This window comes from Myxococcus stipitatus DSM 14675, from assembly GCF_000331735.1.
Classification (GTDB): Bacteria; Myxococcota; Myxococcia; order Myxococcales; family Myxococcaceae; genus Myxococcus; species Myxococcus stipitatus.
The window spans coordinates 6,152,570-6,179,516 of sequence record NC_020126.1 but is presented as its reverse complement, the minus strand read 5'-3'; the positions used below and the strand labels follow the sequence as shown (position 1 = coordinate 6,179,516).

The window sequence follows — 26,947 nt, the reverse complement described above, 5'->3', positions numbered from 1 at the left end:
GACGTGTTCACCAGGGCACTGGCACTTGAAGGGTCTTCCCAGGAGGCCCGCAATGCCACGCGTTTCCAGTGTCAAAGAATACTTCGATACGCTGCCCGCCCGCTTCGTGACGGGGGCGTCCAAGGGTGTCAACGCGGTGTTCCAGTTCAACCTGCCTGGGGATGGGGGCGGCACCTACCACGTGGAGGTCGCCGACGGGACGATGGCGGTGCACGAGGGGCCCGCGGCTTCGCCCACCGCGACGCTCCAGATGAACGCGCAGGAGTACCTCAAGATGGCGAATGGAGACCTCAACGGGATGATGGCCTTCATGAGCGGGAGCCTCAAGGTGACGGGCAACATGATGCTCGCGCAGAAGCTGCAAGCCATCTTCCCGCAAGGGGCCTGACGCGCGGCCATGGAGCCCGACTTCAATCCCGCGCATCCCGCGTTCCGCGCGGACCCCCATCGTTGGCTCGGCTGGTTGAGGGAGCGGGACCCCGTTCACTTCAGCCCTCGGCTCAACGCCTGGGTCCTCACGCGGTACGACGACGTCCGCCGCGCCGCGACGGATGTGACTCACTTCAGCAACGACACGCTGTCGGTGCTGGTGGGCAAGCACGCGGGAGCGATGGGGCCTCGGAGGACGGAGCACCGCATCGGCACGAACCTGGGCATGGCGGATGGCGCGGTGCACACGCGGCTGCGCACCGCCATCGCCCCTTACTTCACGCCCGGGGCCATCCACCGCCTGGAGACCGGGCTCCAGCACTACGTGGATGGGCTGCTGCGCCGGGCGGCGTCGGGCGGCGAGCTGGACCTGGTCGCGGGCCTGGGTCGTCCGCTCGCCGTCGAGGCGGTGGCCTCTGGCCTTTTCGGCATCCCCGAGGGAGACCGGGAGCCGCTGTCCGGCTGGGCCGCCGCCACCACGCGCATCAGCGACCCCTTGCTCACCCGCGAGGAGCGCCGGGAGAACTTCCTCGAGCTCACCCGGTTCGCGGACTACCTGGACGGGCTGGTGGTCCAGCGACGGCAGCAGCCCGGCGACGACCTGCTCTCGCGCATCGCCGACCTGGACCGGAGCGGGCTCACCCATCCGGAGGTGCTCGCGACGTGCATGTCCATCGTCGGCGGTGGCATCGACACGGTCAGCATGGGCATCAGCCGAGGCATCCTCGCGCTGCTGGACCATCCCGAGCAGATGGAGCTCCTGCGGGAGAACCCAGACCTGCTGCCGGGCGCGACGGAGGAGATCCTCCGCTTCTGCGCACCCGCCGTGTTCGTCGCCCGGGTCGTTCGCGTGGACCTGGAGCTGCGGGAGAAGACGCTCGCGGCGGGGGACGTGGTGCTCTACTCACCGGCCGCGGCCTGCCGGGACCCCGCGGTCTTCTCGGAGCCGGACCGCCTGGACCTGCGCCGCGAAGTCGAGCGGGGCCACAACCTGGCGTTCGGTCATGGCGCCCACTACTGCATCGGCGCGGCGCTCGCGCGGCTGGAGCTGCGCGTGGCCTTTCGCGGTGTCCTCTCCCGCTTGCCTCGCCTCGAGCTGAAGGTGCCTCGGTCCATGCTGACGTATGGACGCAACCTCATGTCCATGGGCATCGAGTCCCTTCCCGTCGTCTTCCCGCCTCAGAACATCCCGTTGCCGTGAGTCAGCGTGTCCGGGATGGACTGGTGGACAGCCCAGTGCTCGGCGAGCTTCCCATCCTCGACGCGGAACAAGTCGTAGAAGGCCCGCCGCTTGCCGCCGAGTTCGCCCTCGGATTGCGCGAACACGAAGTGGCCTTCGCCGACGACACGGTGGACACGCTCGTAGCGCATGCGGTCGCCCCGGGCCGCGAGCGCCTGGAGGTGTGAGACGAAGCCGCTCACGCCGTCCTCGACTCCGGGGCTGTGCTGGATGAAGCGGTCCCCATCGAAGAACCCGTGAAGGGCTCCGAGCTGACCCGACACCAGCGCGGTGTCGAGGAAGCGCGCGACCAGGGCCTTGTTGTCGGCGGTGCGCTCCAGGTCCTTCACCGCCGTGGGTCCATCGACCATGGTGCGGCCGAGCGTGGACGCGGGCGGCTGTTCCTGCATCGCGTCCCAGTGCTCCACGAGCTGGCCGTCACGCAGGCGGAACAAGTCGAACACGGCCCGCTTCAGTCCGCCGGAGAGCCACTCGCTGTGGACGAGGACCAGGTCGCCGTCCTCCAGGAAGCGCAGCGGGATGAAGCGGTTGTCGGGGATGTGCTTCAGCTCCTCCAGCAGCCCCACCAATCCCGCGCGACCCGAGGGCATGAAGGGGTTGTGCTGGATGTAGTCCTCGGCGACCAGCCGCTCGAAGACCGACCTGTCGGCCCGGCCGAAGCCGTCCTCCAGGAGCTCCATGACAACGGACCGCAGGGAACGCGAGGCCATTCGCTCCTCCACTCCACTTCATGGGGAACCGCGATCACCACTGACGCTACTTCTTCGCCGCCACCTTCTTCGCCGCCGCCTTCTTCTCGGGCGCGGGCCCGAGCAACGCATCGACCTTCGCGGGCTCCGTCTCGCGCACCTTGGCCAGGCCGTTGGTGACGATCCACCGGGTGTTGGAGTCCCCCTTGCTGGCGCCCAGCCACCGCGCGCACAAGTCCAGCACGAGCGCGGGGTTCTTCTTGCTGCCATCGCGGAGCAGGTTCGCGACGGACTTGCGGACGTACAGGCTGGAGTCCGCGTTCAGCATCTCGAGGATGGGGACCACGCTCTCGAACTGCGTGCGCGCCAGTCCCCGCAGGCCCTCACTGGATGCCCGGCGGACGTTCTCATCCGAGGCCCGCGCCCACTTGCGCACCTCTCCCAGCACCGCGTCGGGGTGCTTCTTGGCCAGCTCCACCAGCGCCGTCGCCGCCACCTCGCGGACCTTCCAGTCGTCGCTCGCGGCCAGGGCGTGGATGTCCCCGAACACCGCCTTCGGGTTCTCCTTGCCGGCCGCCACCAAGGTCTTCACGTCCGATACCTTCGTAATCATGGCTTCTCCTCGGGAGCGTCGAACAACGGCCCCAATGTAGAGGGACTGGTGGCCCGGACGCGCTCCTTGCGCCGCGCGGGCCACTCCAGCAGCCAGCGCTCGATGTCCCGGGCCACGACCTCGCTCATCTCCGGCAGACGCCGCAGCCCCGTGCCCGGCTGCTGCTGGTGGATATCCACGAGGCTCCGAGGCAACACATCCACCGTCCACGCGGCCTTCCGGTAGGCCCAGACACGGGAGGGACTGGCCAGCTCCAGGTCCAGCTCCCAGCACCGCAGGAAGAGCCGCTCCGCGACCCACTTGTTCACCGCGAGCGGTCCGTCCGGGATGTACCGGGGCATGCGTGAGAGCAGCCCGTGGCGCTCGCACAGCTCCCGCACCCGCTGCCCCAGCCGGGCCTTGTACTCCCGGGGCGCGCTGGAGCTCGGCGTGCCATCCGGCTCCGTGCCGTACAGCTTCCGCCAGCGCTCCGGCAGCTCCGGGTCCAGCTTCCCGGCCGCCTCCCAGGTGAGCGCGGCCTGGGTCCCCTCCATGCTCATGCCCGCACCGAGGACGAACCTGCCGCCATGCGCCGCCGTCATCCGGACCGCCTCGTCCAGGTGCGCGGTGTCGTCTCCCACGAAGGGGATGATGGGCATGAGTGACGCACCCACCAGGATGCCCGCGGAGGCGAGCCGCTCCATGCACTGGAGCCGGCGCTGGAGGCCCGGGCTGCGTGGCTCGAAGGCGGCCTTCAGTCCAGGCGAGAGGTTGCTGAAGCTGAGGACCACCCCCACCCAGCTCCGCCGGCTCAGCGCCTTCAGCAGGTCCAGGTCCCGCTCCAGGAGCGGGGAGCGCTCCACGATGAACACGGGGAAGGAGAGCTCGTGCGCCACCTCCAACATCTGGCGCGACAGCCGGTAGCGGTCCTCCGCGGGCTGCTGCCAGTCGCCACACGCGAGCACATCCCGCTCCAGCCGGGACAGCTCGAAGCGCAGCCGCTCCACCACGTTCGTCTTCACCTGGATGAGCGTGTCGAAGGTGGCCGGGTCCCGCTTCCCCAGATAGTGGCCGCCCCGCAGGTAGCAGAAGGTGCAGCCGCTGCGACAGCCCACATACGGGTGCGCGCTGTAGCGCGTCCAGAACCACGGGCCGTCCACGCGCTTGTGCACGTGGACCACCTGGCGGGGCTGGGTTTCCTCGAACGTGAGCTTCATGCCGTGATCAGGATGACGAAGGACACCCTGGCTAGAGCAGGGGGTGGGAGTCTGGCAAGCAGGACTTCACACCGGGACGCTCCGGGCCTGCCCCGTGGGGCATGTCGTCCGTGCAGTGGCGGATAGTGGCTCGCACTCACGGACCAGCTCGCGTGAAGTGATACACACTCCGGGTCCTTGTGTTGAACGGCGTGCGCCGCATTTGTGTAGACAAGTCCACGCGGCACCGACGTGTCTGACCATTCCTCAGAGGCTCCATGCCAGCTCTGTCGCTTGGACTTGAGCGGTTGTGTGCGGATGTGGAGGCTGCCGCCGCGCTTGCGGGGGCCTCCTTTTCCCGGGAGGTGACTCGCAACGTCCTGAAGTCCTATCCGCGGTTCTTCACAAGCTCCGCGGTGAGCTTCCGCACCTCCACCCGGAAGCCGGAGAAGCGCGAGCTGAACGTGCGCTTCGTGGAGCTGGAGACTCCGGAGGACCCCCACGCGGTGGCGCTCGCCGAGGGCCTCATCCACCGCAGCGGTCATCCCATCGACGACTTGTTCGAGCAGGTCCAGCGCAACGTGCCCATCCTGGGCTACGGCCTGGACTTCGGCGTCGCGTACGGTGTGGAGAAGATCTGGCCCTTCTTCCCCCACCGACCCCAGCCGCTCGAGGTGCTGCGCACGCTCCCGTCGCTGCCCCAGAGCGTCCAGGCGCACTCGGGCTTCCTGGTCGAGCATGACCTGACGGACCTGAGCCTCTTCGCGCTCGACTACCGCAGCCGCTCCGTCAACCTCTACTTCATGTGCAGGCCCGGCCACTTCTCCACCGCGCAGCTCGCGGACCTGCTCGGGGGGCTGGGCTTCGAGAGTCCGGGTGAGGAGCTGCTCGAGCACTGCACGCGGGCCGTGCCCATCTACTTCACCTTCCGGTGGGACCGGCCTCGCATCGAGCGCGTGTGCTTCGGCGTCATCGCACCCGGGCCGGGCCTCCTCCCGACGCATCTGCATCCCATCATCGGGCAGTTCGCCGCGGGGGTGCCCTTCGCGACGGAGCGCCGCAACTTCATCTACAGCGTGACGGTGTCGCGGGAAGAGACCTTCATCAAGATCGAGAACGACTACAGCGGAACGATGACGGCCTTGATGCAGGTGTTTTGAAGACGCTGGGGTGTTGATGCCACGGGGCAGTCGAGAGGAGCACCGGCATGGAATGGTCGCCAAATATCGAGACGCTGTACTCGAAGATTGTCGCGCAGGTTCCGATGGTGTTCCGGCCCATCGTCAAGCCCAAGCTCCGTGAGGCGGCGGAGGCGCAGAGCCGCCACCGGAACGAGAGCTGGGTGAGCGAGGCGGACCTCGTCGCGGCCCTCTTCGAAATCACGCCCAAGCAGTTCAAGGACGAGTGCGTCAAGATGGTCAAGGGCCTGGGCCTGGACGCCGCCCGCTTCGTCGACCTCAATGAAATCCGCAACCAGTACAAGAAGTCCTGGGCGGAGTTCGGCGAGGCGTTCCTCCCCGGCAACTACCACATCACGCTGTACGTGACGGACCGCTGCAATGAGCAGTGCAAGCACTGCGCGGTCGACCTGTTCAAGCGGGACGACCTGCCCATCAAGGACTGGATCAACATCCAGGACAACCTGGAGGGCGCGCTGCGCAAGCAGAACCGGCGCGGTGTCTACATCTACTTCGGTGGTGAGCCCACCGTGCGCAAGGACCTCAAGGAGCTCATCGCCCACGCGGGGAAGAACAACTACTTCCATGCCCTGGCCACCAACGGGCTGCTCTTCGATGAAGAGTACGCGAGGTTCTGCGCCGACAACGGCATGAGCCACGTCTTCGTCAGCCTGGACAGCGCGGACCCCCAGAAGGCGGCGAAGATTCGCGGCGCCAGGCGGGCGGGAGACCTGGCGAAGCGCGCCATCGACAACGCGCAGAAGCACGGGATGTTCGTCATCGTCAACTTCGTCGTGATGAAGCAGAACATCGACGAGATGGAGTCGATGAAGGCGCTCATCGAGAGCTGGGGCGCGGCGCCCTACATGCGCGCGGTCATCAAGACCGGCACGGCGGCGCAGTACTGGAAGGAGGTCGGCCTGAGCCCGGAGGAGTACCGGCGCTTCTACGACTTCAAGTACCGCCACGCCATCGAGGCGGTGCGCAAGGGCCTGGGCTCCACGCTGCCCATCTTCGACATCTGGGACTGGACGCCCTTCATGGAGCAGCCTCGCACCGACGCGGAGCGGACGGCCATCGAGTGGGGCGTGGGCTGCCAGTCCTGCCGCACCATCTCCGGCGTGGACGTCAACGGCGACCTCTTCCCCTGCTACTACCCCACGCAGCTCAAGCTGGGCAGCCTCCTCACGCAGCGCTTCGAGGACATCATGGAGACGCAGGTGTTCAAGGACATCCGCGACCGCAAGAAGACGAGCGGCAAGTGCACCTCGTGCGGCAATCGCCAGCTCTGTGGCGGTGGCTGCGGCGTCCACTCGGAATGCGAGACCGGGGACTTCTTCGCCTCCGTCCCGTATTGCTGGCACAAGGAATAGGGCGGGGGACGCCATGAGCCGCAAGCACGAGGTGGTGATTGTCGGAGGCGGGCACAACGGCCTCACCGTGGCGTGTTATCTCGCGCGCGCCGGGGTGGATGTCTGTGTCCTGGAGTCCCTCCCGTACGTCGGCGGAGGAGTCATCTCCTCACGCTCCGTGGTGCCCGGCTTCAAGGCGGATATCTGCTCCATCTGGCATGGCTTCATCCAGGCCAACCCGCTGCTGCTGGAGGACGAGCTCGGGCTGAAGTCGAAGTTCGGCCTGCGCTACCTCACGTCGGAGAACCAGTTCGGCGTGCTCTTCCCGGATGACTCGCACCTCAACATCTACCGGGACGTGGAGCGGACCTGTCAGTCCATCGCGAAGTTCTCCCAGAAGGACGCGGACGCCTACCGGCGCTTCCACGGCTGGGGCGAGCAGATGTTGGACATGCTGACGCAAGGCATGTTCAACCCGCCGCCGCCCTTCGGGGCCTTCGTCGCCGCGCTGGACCAGAGTCCCCCGGGCCGTGCGCTCCTGCGCTCGCTGATGATGAGCGCGCTGGACCTCTGCGACGAGTGGTTCGAGAGCGACGCGGTGAAGGTCGCGCTGACCAAGTTCTCCGCCCAGTCGGGCATCGCCCCGGGCACGCTGGGCTCGGGCATCGTCCTGTTCCTCTTCATCCCGCTGACGCACAAGTATGGCGGCGCCATCCCCATGGGCGGCTCGGGCGCGCTCAGCGAGGCGATGGAGCGCTGCCTGGCGCACCATGGCGGCACCGTCCTCACGGAGCGGACCGTGGAGCAGGTCCTCACCTCGGGAGGCCGTGCGTCCGGCGTGCGGCTGCGCGGCGGCGAGGAGATCCACGCGACGAAGGCGGTGGTCTCCAACCTCCACGCGCGGCAGTTGGCGGAGCTGGTGGACCCGTCGCTGCTCCCGGCGGACTTCGTGGGCCAGCTTCGCCAGCTCAAGCGCTCCGAGTACGGCGCGGTGAGCCAGGGCTACGCGCTGCGCGAGGCGCCCCGGTACAAGGCCGGCGACGAGGTGAGCGACGCGCTCTTCGTCGAGTTCGCGCCGCTGCCGCTGGAGACCTTCCTCCGGGGCTTCGATGAGCTGCGGTATGGCCGCGTCCGCATGGACATGCCGACCGTCGGCTGCCAGACGCGGCTGGACCCGTCTCGGGCGCCGGAGGGCAAGCACACCCTCCACCTGTTCCACTATGCCCCGTTCGAACTCGCCGGAGGCGGCGCCGCGCGCTGGGACGAGGTGCGGCAGGAGGTGGCCAACGGCATCCTCGCCACGCTGCAGCAGCGGACCACCAACATGGGCGCCGACAACATCATCGGCCGCCTGGTGGAGACGCCGCTGGACCTGTCGCGGCGCAACCCGGCGATGATTTCAGGGGACTACAACCACATCGGGATGTACCTGAGCCAGCAGCTCGGCAATCGCTATCTGCCGGGGTGGGGCTACCGCACGCCCGTGGATGGGCTGTGGATGTGTGGCCCCAGCTGTCACCCGGGGGGCGGCGTGACGGGCGGTGGGCGCGCGGCCGTTCAGCCGTTGATGGAGTCGCTCGGCGTCGACTTCGCCAGGGCCATCCGCGGCTGACACGCCGCGGGGGGCCGGGCGCGGAACACTTCCGTGGGGAGGCGAGCCTTGGACGGGAACCTGTCAGCGCGGGTCCTCGTGTGCGGTGGGGCCGTGGGCCTCGTCGTGAACACGGGGGAGTTCCTCCTCAACGGAGTCCTGCTCCATGGGGAGTGGGGCACGGTGATGCAGTCCTTGGGGCGGCCCCCGCCTGGCGGCGCGTCCATCGCCTCGCTCACGGTGATGACCTTCCTCCTCGGCATCGCCACCATGTGGCTGTATGTGAATCTCCGGCGGGCCTGTGACACGGACCGGGAGGCCGTGCTCCGGACGGCGCTGGTCTCCTGGCTGTTCGCCTATGGGCTGGGCTTCGGTTGGTCCTGGGCGCTGGGGGTCTTCCCGCTCTCGCTCTACCTCCCCACGCTGGTCTGGTCTGGATTGGAGCTGTTGCTGGGCACCCTCGTCGGAGCCCGGCTCCACGCATGGAGGCGGCCGGTGCTGGGCGGCGGGCTGGGGTAGGGGAGTTCCTCGACGCAGAGAGAGAGGCGAGACATGTCGCAGACGCCTGAAATCAGCATCTTCAGCCCTTCGTTCCTCGCGAATCCCTTTCCCATCTATCAACAACTCCGGGAGCAGGCGCCGGTGTTCTGGTCCCGGGAGCTGGGGGCCTGGCTCATCTCCCGCTACGCCGACGTGAAGATGCTCCTCACGGACGAGCGCGCGACGCCGGACCAGAAGGCCTGGGCGGGCTACCCCGAGCTGAAGACGTCCGCGCAGCCGACGGAGCATGTGCAGTGGGCGCTCGACGCCACGCTGCTGCTCTGTCACGGCGCCCAGCACGCGCGGATGCGGCGCTTCGCCAACACCCCGTTCCAGTCCGCGGGCTGTGGCCGCATCGCGCGGGTGACGGAGCAGGTCGTCCACGAGGTGCTGGACGGCTTCTCCGGACGCAAGGAGATAGACCTGCTGGCCGACTTCTCCGCGCCCATCCGCATCAAGGTCATGGGGCGCCTGTTCGGTGCGGGCTTCACGCCGGAGGAGGAGGAGTTCCTCGTCACGGGGACGAACCTCGCGCTGGGCTTCCTGGAGCCCTCGCTCGCGCCGGAGGCCATCACCCGGAACGAGGGCGCGCTGCGAGGCTTCCGGGCGCTCGTGGAGAACGTCATCCGCCGAGGGAAGGAGGCAGGGGCGGAGGACTCCATCCTGGGCGACCTGCTCCAGCCCAATCGGGAAGGAGACCGGCTGTCCGACGAGGAGGTGCTCTCCCTGGTGTTCTCCTTCCTGCTGGCCGGCACCGAGGCCAACGGGAGCCTCATCACCATGGGCGTGTTGCTGCTGCTGGAGCACTCGGGGCAACTGGCCCACCTCCAGCGGGAGCCGGACCGCTACCCGGATGCCATCCGGGAGATTCTCCGTTACCGGAGCTTCACCAAATTCCTGCCACGCTACCTGAAGGAAGACATCTCGCTTCACGGAAACGTGATGAAGCAGGGGCAGATTGCGTTGCTCTTGTTTCAGTCCGCCTTCAGAGATCCTGAGACATTCGAAAACCCAGACGTCTTCGATGTCATGCGAAAGCGCTCCCACGAGTTGCTCGCGTTCGGCGCTGGCCCGCACCGGTGCGTGGGGGAGCGGATGGCGGAAATCGAGGCTGTGATTGCGCTGAGGGAGTTCTTCAAGCGCTTCCCCAAGGCGACGCTGCGGGGCAGTGAGGCGGACTGGGTGAAACACCATATGCTCGTTGCCGTGCCCAGGTCCGTGCCCGTCGTGCCTGTATTGCTTTCATAGTCTGGCCCGCACGTCGAAATCGCGTGTGATGAATAGTCAATGCTCCGGGGAGGCCCGGAGCGCATGGTCTTGAATCCGGCTCGCTGTATTCGCGAAAGCTGGTTTAATGCCATACAGGTGAGAGTCCTGCCTTCGCTGCGCGCCTCCGTCGCTTCCCAAAGGAGATGTGATGATGCAGGCGCCCGGGCGCGAAGAGGCGGAGGTCCTCCTGCTGGATGGGACGCGCCTTCCGGGAGGCTTCGCCGTCGAGTTCCAATGGCTCACCGCCCGGCTCGCGATGGGCGGGATGATTGGCACCGCCGCGAACGTGGGGGTGCTGGAGGCCGCGCGCATCACCCACGTCATCAACCTCCAGGAGGAGTTCGACGACACGGCGCTGCTGAAGGACACGGGCCTGGTCCTTCGCTGGCTCGCGGTGCCTGACTCGCTGGAGCCCTTTCCGGCGGAGGCGCTGGGCGAGGCCCTCCGCTTCTACCGGCAGGCCCTCGAGAGGAGTGAGCACCGCGTCTACGTCCACTGCATGGCGGGGAAGAACCGCTCGCCGCTCTTCGTCTATGCGCTGCTGCGCGCGGAGGGCTGGACGGAAGAGGGCGCGGTGGAGGTCATCCGCCGCGCCTCACCGGCCGCGCTCTTGCGGCGGGGCGCCCTGGAGGCCGTCGAACACCTTCTGCCGCGCCTGGTGGAAGGACGCGGAACGGAGGCGGTCTCGCGATGCGACTGAGCGCTGAAATCCAGACCGTCGTCCCGTCCGAGGCGGTCTGGGAGAGTCCCGTCCCGGGGGCGCACTGGCTGCGGACGTGGCGGCTGGGGGAGTGGCTGCGCGAGCCCCTGTCGCCGCTCTTCGAGACGCTGCTGCTCCCCGCCCTGACGAAGGGGCGCGAGCACTCCGGCAGCGGGCGGTTCGGCTTCCGGATGCCTCGGGCGTGGCACATGCAACGCCCGTCGTACATGGTCGCGAATGGCTACTTCTTCGCGCGCGCCGACCCCGACCCGCTGAGCGTGTTCCTCCTGCCTCCGCGCTTCCTCTTCTCCGAGCTGCGGGGCGGGTGGGTCGACCGGTGGGAGCAGCAGGGGATTCGCGCGTACATCGACCGGGTGGAGGGCTATGGACGGCGGGTGGAGTCGGCGGGCTCCTCGGTCGAGCTGCTTCACGCGCTGGACCAGCTCTCGCTGGACGTGGCGGAGGTCTGGTACGTCCTGAGCCTGGCCTCGGGCGGCGCGGCGCCGCTGATGCAGTTCCTGCGAGGCGTGGGGGGCCGCGAGCTTCGCGACGTGCTCGGGGAGGATCAGCTCATCCTCTATCGCGGCTTCTGGACGCGCTCCCTGGAGGCGCAGCAGAGCGTGTTCCTCCTGGCGCAGGAGGTGTCCTCCACACCGGGCCTCGAGGGCTGGCTGGAGGAGGGCGCGCTGCCACGGCTCCTCCGGGAGCCGCAGGCGGTGGGGGTGGCGACGGACTTCCGCCAGCGCGTCCTCCAGCACCTCGAGCTGTATGGGCATGAGACCTCGGTGCTCGACTTCGTCACGCCCACGCTGGCGGAGAACCCCGGGCCGCTCGCCATCGCGCTGCGCTGCTACTGCTCACCGCAGGCCGCCGAGCCCGCGCGGACCGTCGAGCGGCTGCAACAGGAGCGCGAGGCCGCGACGGAGAAGCTCCGAGGGCTGCTGCGAGGACCCCGGCGCCTGCTGTTCGACTCGCTGCTGAAGCGCGGGCAGCGCTACGCCGTGGCGCGCGAGGACGCGGTGTTCTACCTGCAGATGGGGTGGCCCGTCTTCCGCGCGCTGCTCCTGGAGTTGGGGCGCCGCCTCGCCGAGAAGGGCACGCTCGCCGCGGCGGAGGACGTCTTCTACCTCACCACCGGGGAGCTGCACGTGCATGCCCTCCACCGGCTCGGGCAGAAGCTGGTGCGGGAGGTCGCGGAGCGGAAGGCGCGGCGCGAGGCCCGGCGACAGCTCACCCCGCCCGTGCGCATCCCGGCGGAGGCGTCCGCCTGGGAGTCGGCGATGCGCTGGCCCGTCAACCTCCGCCAACTGTGCGCGGAGACGGAGTCCACGGCGTCCGTCCTCCAAGGCACCGCCGCGAGCCCCGGCCGGGTGCGTGCGCTCGCGCGGGTGCTGTCCTCGCCCGCGGAGTTCGACCGGCTGGAGGAGGGTGAGGTCCTGGTCGCGGTGGCCACCACGCCCACCTGGACGCCGCTGTTCGCGCGCGCGTCGGCGGTCGTCACCGACGTGGGCGCCATCTCCTCGCACAGCTCCATTGTCGCGCGCGAGTACGGAATCCCCGCCGTCGTCGGCACCCAGCAGGCCACCCGCGTGATTCGCGATGGCCAGATGGTGACCGTCGACGGCACCGCGGGTCGGGTCCACCTGGAATAGCGAGGAGCGGCACCGATGAGAACGGGTCCTCAGTACCTCCAGAGCCTCGATGATGGCCGGCAGGTGTTCCTCTCCGGCACCCGGGTGCGCGACGTGGCGGCGCACCCGGCGCTCGCGGGCTGTGCGCGCACGCTCGCGAACCTCTACGACGCGCAGGCGCGGCCCGAGCTCCAGGACCTGCTGACGATGGAGGGCCCGTCGGGCAAGCGCGTCAGCCTGGCCTGGATGGTGCCGAAGAGCAGCGCGGACCTGGAGCGCCGGCGCCGGATGATCGAGCACCTGGCGCGCCAACAGGGCGGCACCATGGGCCGGCTGCCCGACTACGTCCCGCTCATCGCCCTGGGGCTGTACTCCGCGCGGGGGCAGCTCGCGCGCGGCGCTCCGGAGTGGGCGGGCAACGTCGAGCGCTACTTCAACACCTGCCGCGACGCGGACCTGCTGCTCACGCACAGCTTCGCGGACCGGCAGATAGACCGCTCCAAGCCCAGCGCGGCGCTCAACCACCTCCAGGTGGTGAGCCGGGACTCGGAGCACCTCGTGGTCCGAGGCATCAAGTCCATGGCGACGCTGGGGCCGTTCGCCAACGAGTACCTGGTGCTCACGCCTCCGCGCGCGGGGCTGGCGCCGCAGCAGGCGCTCTTCTTCTCCGTGCCCGTGGCCACCCCTGGCCTGCGCTTCATCTGCCGTCAGCCCTTCTCGGAGGGCGCGCCCGCGGACTTCCCCCTCAGCTCCCGCTTCGACGAGATGGACGCCTGGGCCGTCTTCGACGACGTGCGCATCCCCCTGTCGCGCGTCTTCCTCGCGGAGAACGTCGACGTGCTCCAGGCGGCGTGGCGGCAGGTGAACGTCTTCGCCTACCACCACATCCTCATCCGCATGGCCGTCAAGGCGGAGCTCTTCGCGGGAGTCAGCTCGCTGGTGGCCCAGCAGCTGGGGACCTCGCAGTTCGAGCGGGTGAAGGAGGACCTGGCGGACATCCTCCGGCACGTGGAGACGCTGCGCGCCTTCATCCGCGCCGCGGAGGCAGACCCCGTCCTCACGCGCGAGGGCGTCGCCATGCCCAACCCGCGCACGCTGATGGTCGCGCACATGCACGCGGTGGAGCACCACCCGCGCCTCCAGCAGACGCTGCTCTCGCTGTGCGGACAGGGCGTCCTCATGGCGCCCACCCACGCGGAGCTCGACAGCGGCGAGCTGCAAGCGGACCTGGAGCACTACCTCTCCGGAGGCCCCACGGCGCCCGCGGACCGGGTGCGCTTGTTCCGGCTGGCCTGGGACCTGGCGGGGGGCGCCTTCGCCACGCGGCAGATGATGTTCGAGCTGTTCAACGGCCGGGACCTGGCGCGCAACCGGCTCCAGTTCGCGCAGAGCTACGACGTGTCCACGTTCGAGCAGATGGCCCGGAGGCTCGCGGGAATCGAGCCGGGAGAGGAGCAGGGGCGATGAGCAACACCGTTGCTGACAAGGCTCGGTCCTCGCTGACGGTCGACATGGACCGGCACGTCCAGGAGACGTGGCGCATCTTCCAGGACTACGCCGAGCCGCATTTCCGCTCGCACGTCTACCGCAAGGTGGACCTCCCGGACGGCTCGTCGCGCATCGCCATCGGCGAGCGGGTGATGGCCTTCTCCGGGGCCATGTGGGACGACCCCTACGCGAACCGGATGTTCGACGACAACCGCTTCTGGCCGAACCACCCGCTGCGCGAGGGCTTCGACCCGAAGGGCTACCTGTCGACGATGGACGCGGAGGGCATCGACGTGGCGCTGCTCACGCCCACGCTCGCCCTGGGCAACGCCACCATTCCCAACGGCATCGCCGGCTCCGCGCTCTGCCGCGCCTACGGACGCTGGGTGACCGAGTTCGCGAGCGCCGCGCCGAAGCGGCTGCGGCCCGTGTACCCCGTCAACCTTCACGACGTGAACCTGGCCGTGAAGGACGCGCGCTGGGCCATCGAGACGCTGGGCCTCGCGGGCTTCCTGGTCGTCCCGCTGCCGGTGGGTGAGCGCGCGCTGCATGACCCCGCGCTGGACCCGTTCTGGAGCCTCGCGCAGGAGCTGGATGTCCCCATCCAGGTCCACACCATCTCGTCGCTGCCGGACGCGGAGGGCCGAGGGCCGCTGGTGGACGTGGTGGCGGGCGCGAAGCGGTTTGGCGGGAGCCTCTTCCTGCACCACCTGGTCTCGCACCGCATCGAGCAGCAGCTCGCGCTCGCGAGCTTCATCGCGGGGGGCGTGCTGGAGCGCTTCCCGAAGCTGCGGCTCGTCTTCGTCGAGGCGGGAGGCGAGTGGGTGAGGGGGTGGCTGGCAGAGATGGACGCCCGCTACGACTCCCCGATGATGAGGCGCAGCGTGCCCTGGCTCACGCTGCGGCCCAGCGAGTACTTCCAGCGGCAATGCCTGGCCGCGTTCCACGCCAACGAGCCGCTGCGGGGCGCGCTGGGCAACGAGCTGGGCGCAAGCCAGCTCGCGTGGGCCTCCGACTATCCCCATCACGACTCGCTCTTCCCTGGCGCCGGCGAGGCGGTGCGCAGGGAGGTCTCGACGCTGGCGCTGGAGGACCAGGAACGAATCCTCGGTGGAAACGCGGCACGCTTCTACAGGTGGGTGTGAGGCACATGGCCATGGAAATCCAGTGGGAATCCCAGGCACGGGCGCTGTTCCAGGACCTGATGGGGAAGGGGCCTCCGGAGGCATTCAAGGACTCGGCCTCGGCCGCCATCGAGCGGGAGGCGGAGCGCACCGCACGAGAGCGCGGCGTCAACCAGATCGAGCGGGAGGACGTCGCGCGGGCCTGTCTGCGCGTGGCGCCTCCGGCCTTCCGTCCCAGGGTGATGAAGAACCTGGCCGCCCATGGCCTGGACGGCAATGCCTTCCTCCCCCCGGACAAGCAGGTCGCCGCGCCGCCTCCCGCTGCTCCGAAGAAGCTGGAGGACTCCTATGACTCCGAATGGGACCGCGTGCACGCGCGGCTCGCGGGCCATCGGGAAGAAGTCTCGCGCATCTACGCGATGAAGAAGCGGACGGGGCCGCTGCGCGTGCTGGACCTCGCGTGTGGCACCGGCAAGCACCTGCAGGAGTTCGCTCGCGACGGCCATGTCTGCCACGGCGTGGACCAGCAGGGCTGGAAGCTGGACAAGGCCGCGGAGCAGTCGCGGGCGCAGGGACTGGACATCACCTTCACGAACACGGACCTGAAGACGCTGGACCTGGGCGGCACGTTCGACCTGGTGGTGTGCCTCTACGCGATGAGCACCATGACCTCCGACGAGGACGCGCGGGCCACGCTGGGCGTCGCCCGCCGGCACCTCGCCGAGGACGGCATCTTCGTCTTCAACGTCATCAACAAGGAGGCCAACTCGGACCCGAACGCGCCGATGTACCGCTCCGTGCACGTGGAGCACCACCTGCGCGACTACACGTTCGACGAGGTGGTGGAGCTGTTGAGAGGAGCGGGACTCGAGCCTGGGACGACCCAGTCCTCGACGGTGTTGGACGTGAAGGACCTGGACCTGTTCATCGCAGCCCGGCATGGGAGCGCGCCCCATGGAAAGTAGCTTCCCGCTGTACCGCTACTGGAGTGACTACCCCAAGCGCGACGTCGAATACGTCCGCTGGTATCCGCCCACGATGCAGGCCGTGGATGGGGAGACCATCCTGGAGGCCCTGGGGAGAGGTCCCGAGGCCGCGGCCTTCTACCTCCACATCCCCTTCTGCAAGGACGTCTGTCCCTACTGTCCGTTCAACAAGTACCGGATGCGCGATGACCGGGCCAAGGCGTTCATGGACGGCGTCTTCCGGGAGATAGACCTGGTCGCCGCGCAGCGCCACAAGCGGGGCACGAAGACGAGCGGCGGGTACTTCGGCGGCGGCACGCCCACGGCCATGGAGACGCCGGACCTGCTGCGCCTCATCGAGCACACGCTGGAGCGCCTGCCCCCCGAGCGCGGCTCCGAAGTCACCATGGAGGCCAACCCCGACACCGTCGACCTGGAGAAGCTCCGGCAGCTTCGCGCCAGCGGCATCAACCGCATCAGCTTCGGCGTGCAGTCCTTCCGGCCGGAGTTCCTCAAGATTCTCGGGCGCACGCACGGCGTGGACGGCGCGGTGAAGGCCATCGAGCTGGCGCGGCAGGCGGGCTTCGACAACATCGCCATCGACCTCATCTACCGCGTGCCGGGACAGACGGTGCCGCTGTGGGAGGCGGACCTGCGCAAGGCGCTGGAGCTGGGGGTGGACCACATCAGCACCTACTGCTTGTTCCTGGACCCGGGCACGCGCCTCTACAACGAGACGCTGATGGGCCACGTCGCCGCCTATCCCCCCGAGTCCGAGGAGGTGGCGATGTACCAGGCCACGCAGCAGGTGCTGGGGGCCGCGGGCTTCGTCCACTACACCATCAACGACTTCGCGCGGCGGATGGGGCGGCGCTCGGAGCACCACCTGATGAACTGGCAGGCGCCGCAGCGCAGCTACGCGGGCATGGGCCCCGGCGCGTTCAGCTACACGGAGGGAGACGAGTCCTTCATCTACTGCACCATCCACTCGCTGCAGGAGTACCTGGACGTGCTGAAGGAGGGCCGGCTGCCGGTGCGGCTCGCCAACCGGCTGACCCCGGACGAGCGGCGCTCGCGCTACATGGTCATGGGCTTGCGCTGTCTGTCGGTGAGCAAGGCGGGCTTCCGCCGCCGCTTCGGCCAGGAGATGACGGACGTGTTCGGTCCGCCCATCGAGCAGCTCAAGGAGTGGGGCCTGCTCGACGAGGACGGTGAGCAGGTCTTCATGACGGAGCGCGGCCGGCACTTCGCGTCCAACGTGCTCAAGGCCTTCTACACGCCCGCCAACCGGGGCAAGCCGCAGGCCATCGGCGTGGAGCTGCTCGCGGGCAAGGGCCTGAGCCTCGTGTCCGTGGGCGGCCAGCAGCGGACGGAGACCGGGACATGAGCAACACGCTCGCCACCATCACCCCGGAGCACTGGGCCCGCATCCTGTCGACGGTCTTCGGACAGGTCTCCCAGGAGCCGCTCTGCCGGCCCATCCTCGCGTCCATCGGGAGGATTCGCTTCCAGCTCCTGCTCAAGGACCGGCCGGAGCTGAGCTACTGGGAGGAGTACCTGGGAGACAAGGTGGTGCCGCACCTGGGCATCGCCGAGGAGTTCCATGTGCAGGCGGAGACGACCTTCGCCGTGTTCACCGGGACGCTCTTGCGCACGCTCAGCCTGATGGAGGCCGCGGCGGACGAAGCCTACGAAATCCGGGGCGACACCGAGGCGCTCATGCGCTGCGCCAACCTGCTGCCGTACGTGATGGTGACGTTCTCGCGAGTGGTGGGGACCGAGCTCCCCCCGGAACAGGAGCGACGCTCATGAGTGACAGCCCTGGCTACGAGTTCTGGCGCGAGTACCCCGACCACGACCCTCAAGCGGTGGTCTGGTACCCGCTCACCTACGGCCCGCTGGACGTCAACACCGTCTGGCCCCAGGCGGGGCCGGAGCCCAAGCACGAGACGTCGCTCTACATCCACATCCCGTTCTGCGCCGTCATCTGTCCGTTCTGCCCGTTCAACAAGTTCGCGTCCGTCGAGAAGATGATGTCGGAGTTCGTCATCGCGGTGAAGCGTGAGATCGAGCTCCTGGCCTCTCGCTCCTACTGGTCCAACGCGCACATCAGCGCGGCCTTCTTCGGCGGGGGCACCCCGACGGCCCTGTCCGGAGAGCGGCTGGCCGACATCATCGAGACGTGCCGCAAGCTGCTGCGCTTCAGCGACGACACGGAGCTGACGGTGGAGGGCAGCCCGGAGACGCTGACCCCCGAGAAGCTGAAGATCCTGCGCGACGTGGGCGTCAACCGCATCAGCTTCGGCGTCCAGTCCTTCGACGACCACTACCTGAAGATGCTGGGGCGCGGCCACAACGCGGCGACCGCGCGGAAGACCATCGACATGGTCGCGGACGCGGGCTTCGACAACGTCGCCATCGACCTGATGTACCGCCTGCCAGGGCAGACGCTGGAGGAGGTGGAGAAGGACCTGGACACGGCGCTGCGCTCGGGCGTCAGCCACATCAGCGCGTACAGCCTCTTCGTGGAGCCCGGCTCGCCGCTGGCCCGCGTGCAACACCGGGGCAAGCTGCTCCCGCTGCCGGACGAGCAGACGGACCTGGAGATGTTCCGGCTCGTCATCGACCGGCTCGCCCAGTCGAACTTCGAGCTGTACACGCTCTACGACTTCGCCCCGCCCGGGAGGCGGTGCGAGCACCACGTCATCAACTGGCACGCGCCCCAGAAGGAGTACGTGGGCATCGGCCCCGGCGCCTTCTCCTTCGTGCGCAACGGGCGCGACGAGTTCGTCTACGGCAACGTCAACCCGCTGGAGCGCTACTTCGACCTCTTGCGTGAAGGGAAGCTGCCCATCGACTTCGGGGTGCACCTCACCGAGGAGGAGCAGATGGCCCGCTACATGGTGCTGGGCACCAACGGGCTGGACATCCCCAAGGCCCCCTTCGAGCAGCGCTTCGGCCAGTCCATCCAATCGGTGTTCGGCGAGACGGTGGACAAGCTCCAGGGTTGGGGGCTGGTGGAGGACCGGCCGGACCACGTGTCCCTGACTCGCAAGGGCCGGCTGTACCTGGCCAACGTTGGAAAGTCTTTCTGCACGGAGAGGAACCGGATGAAGCCACACCCCGCGGGGGTGGACCTGCAGAAGGGTGCCGGTCAAAGCCTGATCGGCATCAATAAGTAGCAGTCGCAGCAAGGAGGTATGGCATGGAAAAGATCAAGGCCCCTGTTCGGGTGAACTACCGCCCCGTGTCGGAGGATCCAGCGCGGAAGTGCTCGGATTGTTTCTTCTTCGATCAACCCCACGAACGCGATGACGGGAATTGTTTCGGTCATCAGGTCAGCTCCACGGGGGTATGTGACGCCTTCTCGGCGCCCGCCGGGCTCATGCCCGACAATGCCAGCAATTGACGTCGAGGCCTCGGCGCCACACAAACACAGGAGCGGGCGCTTCACCGCGCTCGCGGGGGAATCACCATGGCAAATCCCGCCAGTTCCAAGCTGAACAAGTTGTTGGATGATGTGGAGAGCGGCTCCATCTCCGTGCTCGACTTCCTGAAGGATGTCTCCGGGAAGCCCGAGTACCTGGATGGTCTGGGCAAGCACGTCACGAAGTCCGGCAAGTCCTCCCGGGTCCGGCTCAAGGGGGCCTTCGCGCGCAGCAGGATCCTGATGCGCATCGAGGCGGTGGACCCGACGGGCGCCAACCACGTCGAAGGCTCCGTCCTCCCGGGAGCATTGCAGTTCACCCAGTTGATGAAGCGCGGTCAGTTCGAAACCACCGTCACGAAGGGCGCGGCGGAGATCAACGTCGCCGGCACCACGGCGAAGGTCTCCACCGGGAACAAGCTCCTCATCCACGCGGGCAAGCCGTTCGGCTTCTTGAACTCGGGGAGCCAGCCCTGGGACTTCAAGGCCATCCACTCGGCCTGGAACCCGGACACCTTCGTCTACGAATACGCGCAGCAGATGCTGGTGGGAGACCAGCTGTGGTTCTCCATCAAGCCGACCATCGATGACGCCTCGGACCGGCCCTACTACAACATCCGCTCGTCCGTGGCCGGCACCTTCTCCGTCGTGATGGTGGACCCGAAGCAGAGCACCATTCCCTGCTACTACTCGGACGGGGAGAACATCATCAGCGCGCTGGTGGGCAGCGGCGAGCTCGTCATGGGCTCCAAGCGCCTTCCCCTGGAGCGCGGCAAGTTCGAGTCCGTGCCACCCAAGCAGCCCTTCCAGCTCGTCAACCCGGGCGGAGAGCCCTTCATGGCGGAGATTCGTCCGGAGCCCGCGCGGGAGTGGCAGCCGCAGACCTCCTACTGGGAGGCCCAGCCCGGGAAGTTCGTCACCGGGGACCAGGTGTTCTTCGAGTACGTCTTCTCCACGCCCTGAAAAGGCAGACCATGCACCAGCCTCCGCTTCCTCCTCATGCCTCGGGTGTGCCGTGGGTGGGGGACTCCGTGGAGTTCGGACGGAACCCCCAGCGGTTCGTGTTGAAGCGACAGGCCCGGTTCGGTCCGGTCTTCATGGGCCACATCCTCGGAGCGTCCACGGCCGTGATGGTCGGGCCGCAGGCGCTCCGGTTCGTCCTCTCATCGCATCGCCATCACTTCGTCTCCGGGCCCGGCTGGCCCCGCGGGCTGGGGATGTTGATGAGCGGGGCCCTGATGATGAAGGACGGCGACATCCAGACGCGGACCCGTCGCCTCCTGGCACCGGCGCTCGCTGGCTCCGCGCTGGCCAGCTACACGCCGGTGATGGAGGCGACGGCGCGGCGCCACCTGGAGCGCTGGGTCCAGCAGGGCCGCCTGTCGCTCTACGACGGCCTCAAGGGCCTCACGTTCGACACCGCCAGCCAGCTGCTCTTCGGCACCCCGGAGGGCGCCGACACCGGGCGCCTGGGGAAGCTGTTCGCGACGTACACCGCGGGCATGCAGGGGCTCCACCCGGTGGTGCCCCTGCGGGTGCCCTTCACCCCCTTCGGGCGGGCCTTCGCGGCCCGCTCCGAGATGCTGAAGGAGGTCACCCGCATCATCCAGGAGCGCGAGAAGAGCACCGGCTCCGACGCGCTGGCGAGGCTGCTGGAGTCACGCAAGGAGCAGGGCGAAGGGCCGTCGGCGGACGCGCTCGCCGAGCAGGCCTTCTTCCTGCTCTTCGCCGGACATGAGAGCACCAGCTCGCTGACGACCTGGGCGTGCCTGGAGCTGTCCCGGCACCCCGACCTGCTCGACAGCGCTCGAGAGGAGGCGCAGTCGCTGGGGGAGGGACCGCTCACGATGGAGCGCGTGGAGCGGCTGCCGTTCCTGGAGCAGGTGCTGCTGGAGACCGAGCGGCTCCATCCGCCGTTCTCGGGCAGCTTCCGGCAGGTGGTGAAGTCCTTCGAGTTCAACGGCTTCCACGTGCCCGAGGGCTGCCGGGTCTTCTACTCCATCAACGGGACGCACGGAGACCCCGCCACGTTCCCGGAGCCGGAGCGCTTCACGCCTGGACGTTTCACCCCGGAGGCCGCCCGGTGCGCGCGGCACGAGCTGGGGCTGGTGGGCTTCGGCGCCGGTCCGCGCAGCTGTCTGGGCATGGGCTTCGCGAGGCTCCAGGCGAAGGTCGTCCTCGCGCTCCTCCTGCGGGACTACGAGTGGAGCCTGCAGCCCAAGCAGAGCCTGGACCCCGTGTATCTGCCCTCGCTCTTTCCGAAGGACCATCTGCGGGTCTCGTTCCGGCGGCGGAGCGCCCAGGAGACTCGTCACAGGGAGACGGCATGAACAAGGTGCGAATCGGTCAGGTCGTCATCGTCGGTGGCGGCGTTGCTGGCAGCACGCTGGCCATCTACCTGGCGCGGGCGGGCCGGGACGTGCTCATCGTGGACCGGCCGTTGAAGCTGGACCTGCTCGTGGGCGAGTCGCTGCTCCCTCCCGCCACGACCATCCTCCAGGACCTGGGCATCGAGGAGCAGGTGAAGGCGTGCTCCACGCTCAAGCAGGGGGTGGCCTTCGTCATGCGGACCGGCCGCGTGCTGCTGCTCAACCTCCAGCGGCTGACGGGCCTGTCCGCGTCCTATGCGTACAACGTCCCCCGGCCCCAGTTCGACCAGTTGTTGCGGACCCGGGCCCAGGAGGTGGGCGTGCGGGTGGTGCAGCATGCCGCGCGCCTGCGGGTGGAGGGGGGGCGGGTGGAGCTCGATGCCGAGACGCTGGAGGCCTGTGGACTCAAGGGGCAGCCGGACCTCGTGATTGACGCCACCGGACGGGCGCGCATGTTCGGCCGGGCGATGGAGCTGCCCGGGGTCGCGGGCAAGCGCAACGACACGTGTCACTTCGCCCACTACGAGAACGTGGACCTGGGCGTCTCGCTCTCGGGCTGCGCGGTCATCACCGCGATGAAGACGGGCTGGGCCTGGCGCATCCCCCTGCCGGACCGGATGAGCGTGGGCGTGGTGCAGGACACCGCGCACCTCACCGCCTATGGCAGCACGCCCGAGGAGCGGCTCGAGAACGCCCTGCGCGACGACCCCATCATGGCCGCCGCCCTCCGCGAAGGACGGCGGCTCACGAGCGTCCGCGTCTACAACAACTACCAATGGCGCTATGAGCGCTTCCGAGGGCCGAACTGGATTCTCGTGGGAGATGCCGCCGGGTTCGTCGACCCGACGCTGTCCTCGGGCGTGCTGCTGTCGCTCCAGGGCGCCTCGGGGCTGGCCCAGGCGCTCACTGCGGACGACGTCTCGAGCGCGCTCACGCGCTGGGAGGCGACCTACCGGGAGAACATCGCCACGTGGCAGGAATTGGTGGACTCGTTCTACGACGGGCGGCTGTTCGCCATGATCATGCAGGGCGAGGACTTCGCGCGGAACAACGAGATGCTCGGGCCCTTCAACCGGCACATGGAGCGCAACGTGGCGGGCGCCGTGCTGGGCGCGCGGACGACCCACTGGTACGGCAAGCGGCTGGTGCGGATGATCATCAACCACGGGCTGGTGCGCTACCAGCCCGGGGAGTGGGCCATCCGCTGACGTCCCGCGCTCAGCTCGCCGCGGCGGCCTTCTTCGCGAAGGGGCAGGTGCCGCGGCGGACGGGCAGCCCCGCCGCGGGCACCAGGTGGATGCCGTCCGCCTTGGGCACCACGCGCGGCGTCGCCAGCTCCAGCCCCGTCTGGAGGACCATGGCGCTGGTGACGACCTTGAGCTCCAGCAGCGCGAACTTCTGCCCCAGGCAGCGGCGGTTTCCTCCGCCGAACGTCGTCCACTTGTGCGCGGAGGGAGGGCTGCCCAGGAAGCGCTCCGGGCGGAAGGCATCCGGCTCCGAGTACAGCTCCCTCCGTCGGTGGAGGAGATAGGGGGAGTTGATCAACACGGTGTCCGCGGGGAGCTCGTACTCGCGCAGCCGCATGGGGGCCTTCAGCACGCGCCCGCCGCAGATGGGCGACAGGGAGCGGTTGCGGAGGCTCTCCTTGAGGACGGCGTCGAGGTAGGGGAGCGCGGAGAGCCGCGTCACGTCGAGCTCCCCGTTCGTGTGGAGGGGCTCCAGCTCCGCGCGCAGCCGCTCACGGACCTCCGGCAGGGCCATGAGGCGCTCGGCCACCCACGTCAGCGCGACGGCCGTCGTCTCCAGGCCCGCGATGAGCAGGGCGACCGTCTCGTCGCGGATCTCCTGGTCCGTCAGCCGCAGCCCGTCCTGTCCCTCGCCTCGGATGAGGAGGGACAGCACGTCCTCGGAGGTGGCGAGCTTCGGGTCGGTCCTCCTCCGGGCAATCTCCGCGAAGAGCAGCGCGTCCGTGTCGCGGACGATGCGGACGATGCGGCCCCAGGGGCTCAAGGGGCCCAGGTCCCACCGCAGCGCGGGAATCAGCAACATCTTCGAGCCCATGCCCAGGCGGGCCACCTGGGAGATGAGCTCGAGGAAGCGGGCATGACCGGGCGCGGTGTCGTCCAGGCCCAGCACGGTGCGGAAGATGATGCGCAGCGCGATGTCCTGCATCTGGGGCTGGAGCGGGAAGCGCCCGGTGCGAGGCCAGCGCTCGATGGCCGCGGTGGCAATGGCATACATCGCCCCCGCATGTCGCTCCACCTGGCCGCCTCGGAACGGCGCCTGGACCAGCTCCCGGCGCCGCGCGTGGGCTTCGCCGTCCAGTGTGAGCGTGCAGTTCCAGCCTGTCAGGGGAGAGAAGACGCTGCCGGCGGCCTCACCCGCGTGAAGCAGGTCCGGGCTCCCGGTGTACATCTCCTTCAGGTCCTCCGGATTCGACAGACACACCTGCTTGCGGCTCCCCGGGAACTGAATCGTGAAGAGGTCGCCGAACTGCTCCACGCATTGGTCGAGGAACGAGAGGGGGTTCTGGAAGAAGCGGAAGCCCTGGGCCGCCGCGGAGGCGGAGAGGCCAGGAGGCAGCTCATGTCGGGTCATGGACACACCTGGGACTGGCGGGAGAGGGGCCCTGGAGTGCGAGAGCTATCACTGTAGAAGACTGTCAGCGTATCGCGTCTCACTCACTTCGTTGGGAACCGGATGGAGATGAGTCCATGGACACACGCGCGGATGGAACCCCGGAGGTGGATGTCCTCGTCGTAGGCTCGGGGGCTGGAGCCATGACCGCCGCGGCGCGCGCCGCGCATCAGGGCGCGAAGGTGCTGCTCATCGAGAAGAGTGCGCGCTACGGAGGCTCCTCCGCCATGTCCGGCGGATGTGTCTGGATACCGAACAACCGCTTCATGAAGCCCGCGGGCATCGAGGACTCCGACGCGGAGGCCCTGCGCTACCTGCGCGCGCTCACCAAAGGACGCATCGCCGAGGAGCGGCTGGGGGCGTGTGTCTCCGAGGGCCGCGCCATGGTCGACTTCCTCCAGGACCACTCGGACGTCGCCATGGGCATCATCCCCGCGTATCCGGACTACTACCCGGAGGTGCCGGGCGGGAAGAGCAGCGGCCGCTCGCTGGAGGCGCTGCCATTCCATGGCTCGGAGCTGGGGGCGGACTTCTACGACATGCGGGAGAGCCATCCGCAGATGCTCTTCCTCGATGAAATCTCCCTCTCGTTCCCGGAGTCGCGCCACGCCATGCACCGGCGTCCGGGCTGGGTGGGCTTGATGATGCGGACCATGGCCCGCTACTGGCTGGACGTGAAGGGCCGGCTGCGAGGTCGGAGGGACCGGCGCGTCTGCCTGGGCGCGGCGCTGGTGGCGCGGCTTCGCGGGACGCTGGCGAAGCAGGGGGTGCCCTTGTGGCTCAACACCGGCTTCAAGGACTTCGTCGTCGAGCAGGGCCGGGTGATGGGGGTGGTCGCGAGCCGAGGGGGCCAGACGTGCCGCATCCTCGCGCGCCAGGGCGTCATCCTCGCGGCGGGTGGCTTCGAGCGGAACGCGGCCATGCGCGAGAAGTACCTGCCCGCGCCGACGAAGACGGAGTGGAGCACGGGCAACCCCGAGAACACGGGGGATGTCATCTCCGCGGGCATGGACCTGGGCGCGGCGACGGACTTCATGGAGGACGCATGGTGGGGGCCCACCAATCCCATCCCTGGCCGCCGTGCGGGCGTGGCGTACATGTTCGTCACGGAGCGCTCCGTGCCGGGCGGCATCCTGGTGAACCGGGACGGCGTGCGGGTGGTCAACGAGTCCGCGCCGTACAGCGACATCGTGAGGGCGATGTACGCGACGCCGGACCGGGAAGGCCGGCCGAGTGTCCCGCTCTACCTGGTGGTCGACGCGGCCTTCCGGCGCAGGTTCAGCCTGGGGCCCATCATGCCCGGGGTGCCGGACGCGAAGGTGCCCAAGCACTTGTTCGAGCAGCGCTTCCTCGTCCGGGGGAGCTCGCTGGATGACCTGGCGGCGCAGGTGGGCATCCGCGCGGACGGCCTGCGCGAGACGGCCGAGAAGATGAACCGCTACGCCCGCGAGGGGAAGGACCCGGACTTCCACCGCGGTGACAGCCTTTACGATGCCTGCTGGTCGGATGCGTCCTATGGGCGCAATCCCTGTCTGGGGACGCTGATGGAGCCGCCGTTCTACGCGGTGGAGGTGTATCCGGGGGACATCGGCAGTCGGGGCGGTCTGCGCGTGGATGCCCATGCCCGCGTGCTGCGGCCGGACCAGGACGTCATCCCGGGCCTGTATGCCATCGGGAACTGCTCCTCGCCCGTGTATGGCAACAGCTATCCGGGGGCCGGCGCCACGCTGGGGCCCGCGATGACCTTTGGCTATGTGGCCGCGAACCGGGCCCTGGCTGGCGGCGCCTGAAGGTGCGTCCGGAAGGCAGGTCGTTGTCCAGCCCAGGACGCCTGCACGTGGGCCCCTGGATGGGCCCCCGAAGGTCCCCTACCTTGGCGCGAGGCTGTCTCTCGCGAAGGAGGCAGGGGCATGCGCGGCTGGGTCAGCGGGGTGATGCGGGTGCTCGTCTGCGTGACAGGTGTTGCTCGCGCGGAGGACGCGGCGAGCGAGGTGAGTCACAAGGTCGAGCTGGTCCTGGACTGTGGCTTCCTCGCGGGCAGCGAGCGGCTCTCGGTGGTGGTGGGCGCGCCGAGGACCGTGGCCCGGGGGCTCTCGTACACGCTGACCTTCCAGAACGGGGAGGGGGTCGTCCCGAAGAGCCGGGGGCCCATCAAGGTCTACGACATCCACGACATCGAGCTGACGCTCGGCTTCCCGCCCACGGCCCGCCTCGTCCCGGGCTCGCTGACGCTGGAGGGAGGGCTCAACGTGGGGGAGACCACGGCCTTCATCGATGCCCAGCTCAACCAGCTCACCTATGTCCTCGCGACGAAGGGGACCCGGATCCTGGCGGGGATGCGCTACACGCCGCCGCGCGTGCGCTGGCAGGTGCGCAACGAGGCCCCGCCCGGCGCGGAGCTGCCGGTGCGCATCGAGCGCATCGCCATCACCAGTCGCAGCAGCCTGGGGACGAAGCGTGTCGTCTGCAGTCCGGAGGCGGAGGACTCGGTCCTCGCGCGCAGCCTCTCCGTGGCCTCCGCCCGCTGAGG

The 26,947-nt window shown here is 68.6% G+C and carries 25 protein-coding genes; 21 read left to right on the top strand and 4 right to left on the bottom strand.

The window, feature by feature from the left end:
* The first annotated feature begins 52 nt into the window (after positions 1-52).
* The gene (locus MYSTI_RS43900) at positions 53-388 is read left to right on the top strand and encodes an SCP2 sterol-binding domain-containing protein (RefSeq protein WP_015350360.1); all 336 of its coding nucleotides are present in this window, start codon (positions 53-55) and stop codon (positions 386-388) included.
* A 9-nt stretch (positions 389-397) separates the two neighbouring features.
* Positions 398-1,630 (top strand): cytochrome P450, encoded by a 1,233-nt coding sequence (locus tag MYSTI_RS23865; RefSeq protein ID WP_015350359.1) that lies wholly within the window; start codon positions 398-400, stop codon positions 1,628-1,630.
* On the opposite strand, the gene MYSTI_RS23860 is transcribed toward MYSTI_RS23865, so the two are convergent.
* From MYSTI_RS23860 to MYSTI_RS23850, 3 genes are read right to left on the bottom strand one after another with little or no spacing between them, the layout of a single operon-like run.
* Positions 1,609-2,379 carry a nuclear transport factor 2 family protein gene (locus tag MYSTI_RS23860; protein WP_015350358.1) on the bottom strand — a complete coding sequence of 257 codons (771 nt, stop codon included), beginning with the start codon at positions 2,377-2,379 and terminating at the stop codon, positions 1,609-1,611. The two genes, MYSTI_RS23865 and MYSTI_RS23860, sit on opposite strands and share 22 nt — an antisense overlap.
* 46 nt (positions 2,380-2,425) lie before the next feature.
* Positions 2,426-2,971 (bottom strand): HEAT repeat domain-containing protein, encoded by a 546-nt coding sequence (locus MYSTI_RS23855; RefSeq protein ID WP_015350357.1) that lies wholly within the window; start codon positions 2,969-2,971, stop codon positions 2,426-2,428.
* Positions 2,968-4,167 carry an SPL family radical SAM protein gene (locus MYSTI_RS23850; RefSeq protein WP_015350356.1) on the bottom strand — a complete coding sequence of 400 codons (1,200 nt, stop codon included), beginning with the start codon at positions 4,165-4,167 and terminating at the stop codon, positions 2,968-2,970. The genes MYSTI_RS23855 and MYSTI_RS23850 overlap by 4 nt, the downstream gene beginning before the upstream one ends.
* Before the next feature lie 257 nt (positions 4,168-4,424).
* On the opposite strand from MYSTI_RS23850, the gene MYSTI_RS23845 reads away from it, so the two are divergent.
* The 17 genes from MYSTI_RS23845 to MYSTI_RS23770 all read left to right on the top strand — a co-directional run bounded on the left by MYSTI_RS23845 (position 4,425) and on the right by MYSTI_RS23770 (position 22,988).
* Entirely contained in the window at positions 4,425-5,306 is an 882-nt protein-coding gene (locus MYSTI_RS23845; protein ID WP_015350355.1) for an aromatic prenyltransferase, read from the top strand.
* A 47-nt stretch (positions 5,307-5,353) separates the two neighbouring features.
* Positions 5,354-6,697 carry a radical SAM/SPASM domain-containing protein gene (locus tag MYSTI_RS23840; protein ID WP_015350354.1) on the top strand — a complete coding sequence of 448 codons (1,344 nt, stop codon included), beginning with the start codon at positions 5,354-5,356 and terminating at the stop codon, positions 6,695-6,697.
* A gap of 13 nt (positions 6,698-6,710) precedes the next feature.
* A complete protein-coding gene (locus MYSTI_RS23835; protein WP_015350353.1) occupies positions 6,711-8,288 on the top strand; it encodes a phytoene desaturase family protein in 1,578 nt (525 codons plus the stop codon).
* A gap of 48 nt (positions 8,289-8,336) precedes the next feature.
* Entirely contained in the window at positions 8,337-8,786 is a 450-nt protein-coding gene (locus tag MYSTI_RS23830) for a hypothetical protein (protein ID WP_015350352.1), read from the top strand.
* Positions 8,787-8,819: 33 nt separating this feature from the next.
* A complete protein-coding gene (locus MYSTI_RS23825) occupies positions 8,820-10,055 on the top strand; it encodes a cytochrome P450 (protein ID WP_015350351.1) in 1,236 nt (411 codons plus the stop codon).
* A 169-nt stretch (positions 10,056-10,224) separates the two neighbouring features.
* Positions 10,225-10,776, top strand: coding sequence for a protein-tyrosine phosphatase family protein (locus MYSTI_RS23820; RefSeq protein WP_015350350.1), 552 nt, complete (start codon positions 10,225-10,227; stop codon positions 10,774-10,776).
* Positions 10,767-12,428 carry a PEP-utilizing enzyme gene (locus MYSTI_RS23815; protein ID WP_015350349.1) on the top strand — a complete coding sequence of 554 codons (1,662 nt, stop codon included), beginning with the start codon at positions 10,767-10,769 and terminating at the stop codon, positions 12,426-12,428. Before MYSTI_RS23820 ends, MYSTI_RS23815 begins: the two co-directional genes overlap by 10 nt.
* A gap of 15 nt (positions 12,429-12,443) precedes the next feature.
* On the top strand, positions 12,444-13,874 hold the full coding sequence (locus MYSTI_RS23810; RefSeq protein ID WP_015350348.1) for a 4-hydroxyphenylacetate 3-hydroxylase family protein: 1,431 nt from the start codon (positions 12,444-12,446) through the stop codon (positions 13,872-13,874).
* On the top strand, positions 13,871-15,040 hold the full coding sequence (locus tag MYSTI_RS23805) for an amidohydrolase family protein (protein WP_015350347.1): 1,170 nt from the start codon (positions 13,871-13,873) through the stop codon (positions 15,038-15,040). Before MYSTI_RS23810 ends, MYSTI_RS23805 begins: the two co-directional genes overlap by 4 nt.
* Positions 15,041-15,045: 5 nt before the next feature.
* A complete protein-coding gene (locus tag MYSTI_RS40940) occupies positions 15,046-15,984 on the top strand; it encodes a class I SAM-dependent DNA methyltransferase (RefSeq protein WP_052351052.1) in 939 nt (312 codons plus the stop codon).
* The gene (gene hemW / locus MYSTI_RS23795; RefSeq protein WP_015350345.1) at positions 15,974-17,371 is read left to right on the top strand and encodes a radical SAM family heme chaperone HemW; all 1,398 of its coding nucleotides are present in this window, start codon (positions 15,974-15,976) and stop codon (positions 17,369-17,371) included. Before MYSTI_RS40940 ends, hemW (MYSTI_RS23795) begins: the two co-directional genes overlap by 11 nt.
* A complete protein-coding gene (locus MYSTI_RS23790) occupies positions 17,368-17,796 on the top strand; it encodes a hypothetical protein (RefSeq protein ID WP_015350344.1) in 429 nt (142 codons plus the stop codon). The genes hemW (MYSTI_RS23795) and MYSTI_RS23790 overlap by 4 nt, the downstream gene beginning before the upstream one ends.
* On the top strand, positions 17,793-19,166 hold the full coding sequence (gene hemW, locus MYSTI_RS23785; RefSeq protein WP_015350343.1) for a radical SAM family heme chaperone HemW: 1,374 nt from the start codon (positions 17,793-17,795) through the stop codon (positions 19,164-19,166). The genes MYSTI_RS23790 and hemW (MYSTI_RS23785) overlap by 4 nt, the downstream gene beginning before the upstream one ends.
* 23 nt (positions 19,167-19,189) lie before the next feature.
* Positions 19,190-19,393, top strand: coding sequence for a hypothetical protein (locus MYSTI_RS43245; protein WP_015350342.1), 204 nt, complete (start codon positions 19,190-19,192; stop codon positions 19,391-19,393).
* Between the two features lie 66 nt (positions 19,394-19,459).
* Complete coding sequence (locus MYSTI_RS23780) at positions 19,460-20,374, top strand: cupin domain-containing protein (protein WP_015350341.1); 915 nt, start codon at positions 19,460-19,462, stop codon at positions 20,372-20,374.
* Between the two features lie 11 nt (positions 20,375-20,385).
* Positions 20,386-21,741 carry a cytochrome P450 gene (locus MYSTI_RS23775; RefSeq protein WP_015350340.1) on the top strand — a complete coding sequence of 452 codons (1,356 nt, stop codon included), beginning with the start codon at positions 20,386-20,388 and terminating at the stop codon, positions 21,739-21,741.
* Entirely contained in the window at positions 21,738-22,988 is a 1,251-nt protein-coding gene (locus MYSTI_RS23770; RefSeq protein WP_015350339.1) for an NAD(P)/FAD-dependent oxidoreductase, read from the top strand. The genes MYSTI_RS23775 and MYSTI_RS23770 overlap by 4 nt, the downstream gene beginning before the upstream one ends.
* Before the next feature lie 10 nt (positions 22,989-22,998).
* Here the strand turns inward: MYSTI_RS23770 and MYSTI_RS23765 are convergent, their stop codons facing one another.
* Positions 22,999-24,378 (bottom strand): cytochrome P450, encoded by a 1,380-nt coding sequence (locus tag MYSTI_RS23765; protein ID WP_015350338.1) that lies wholly within the window; start codon positions 24,376-24,378, stop codon positions 22,999-23,001.
* 116 nt (positions 24,379-24,494) lie between these two features.
* On the opposite strand from MYSTI_RS23765, the gene MYSTI_RS23760 reads away from it, so the two are divergent.
* Both MYSTI_RS23760 and MYSTI_RS23755 read left to right on the top strand, forming a co-directional pair.
* Entirely contained in the window at positions 24,495-26,207 is a 1,713-nt protein-coding gene (locus MYSTI_RS23760) for an FAD-dependent oxidoreductase (protein WP_015350337.1), read from the top strand.
* A gap of 120 nt (positions 26,208-26,327) precedes the next feature.
* Complete coding sequence (locus MYSTI_RS23755) at positions 26,328-26,945, top strand: hypothetical protein (protein WP_015350336.1); 618 nt, start codon at positions 26,328-26,330, stop codon at positions 26,943-26,945.
* Positions 26,946-26,947 lie beyond the last annotated feature (2 nt).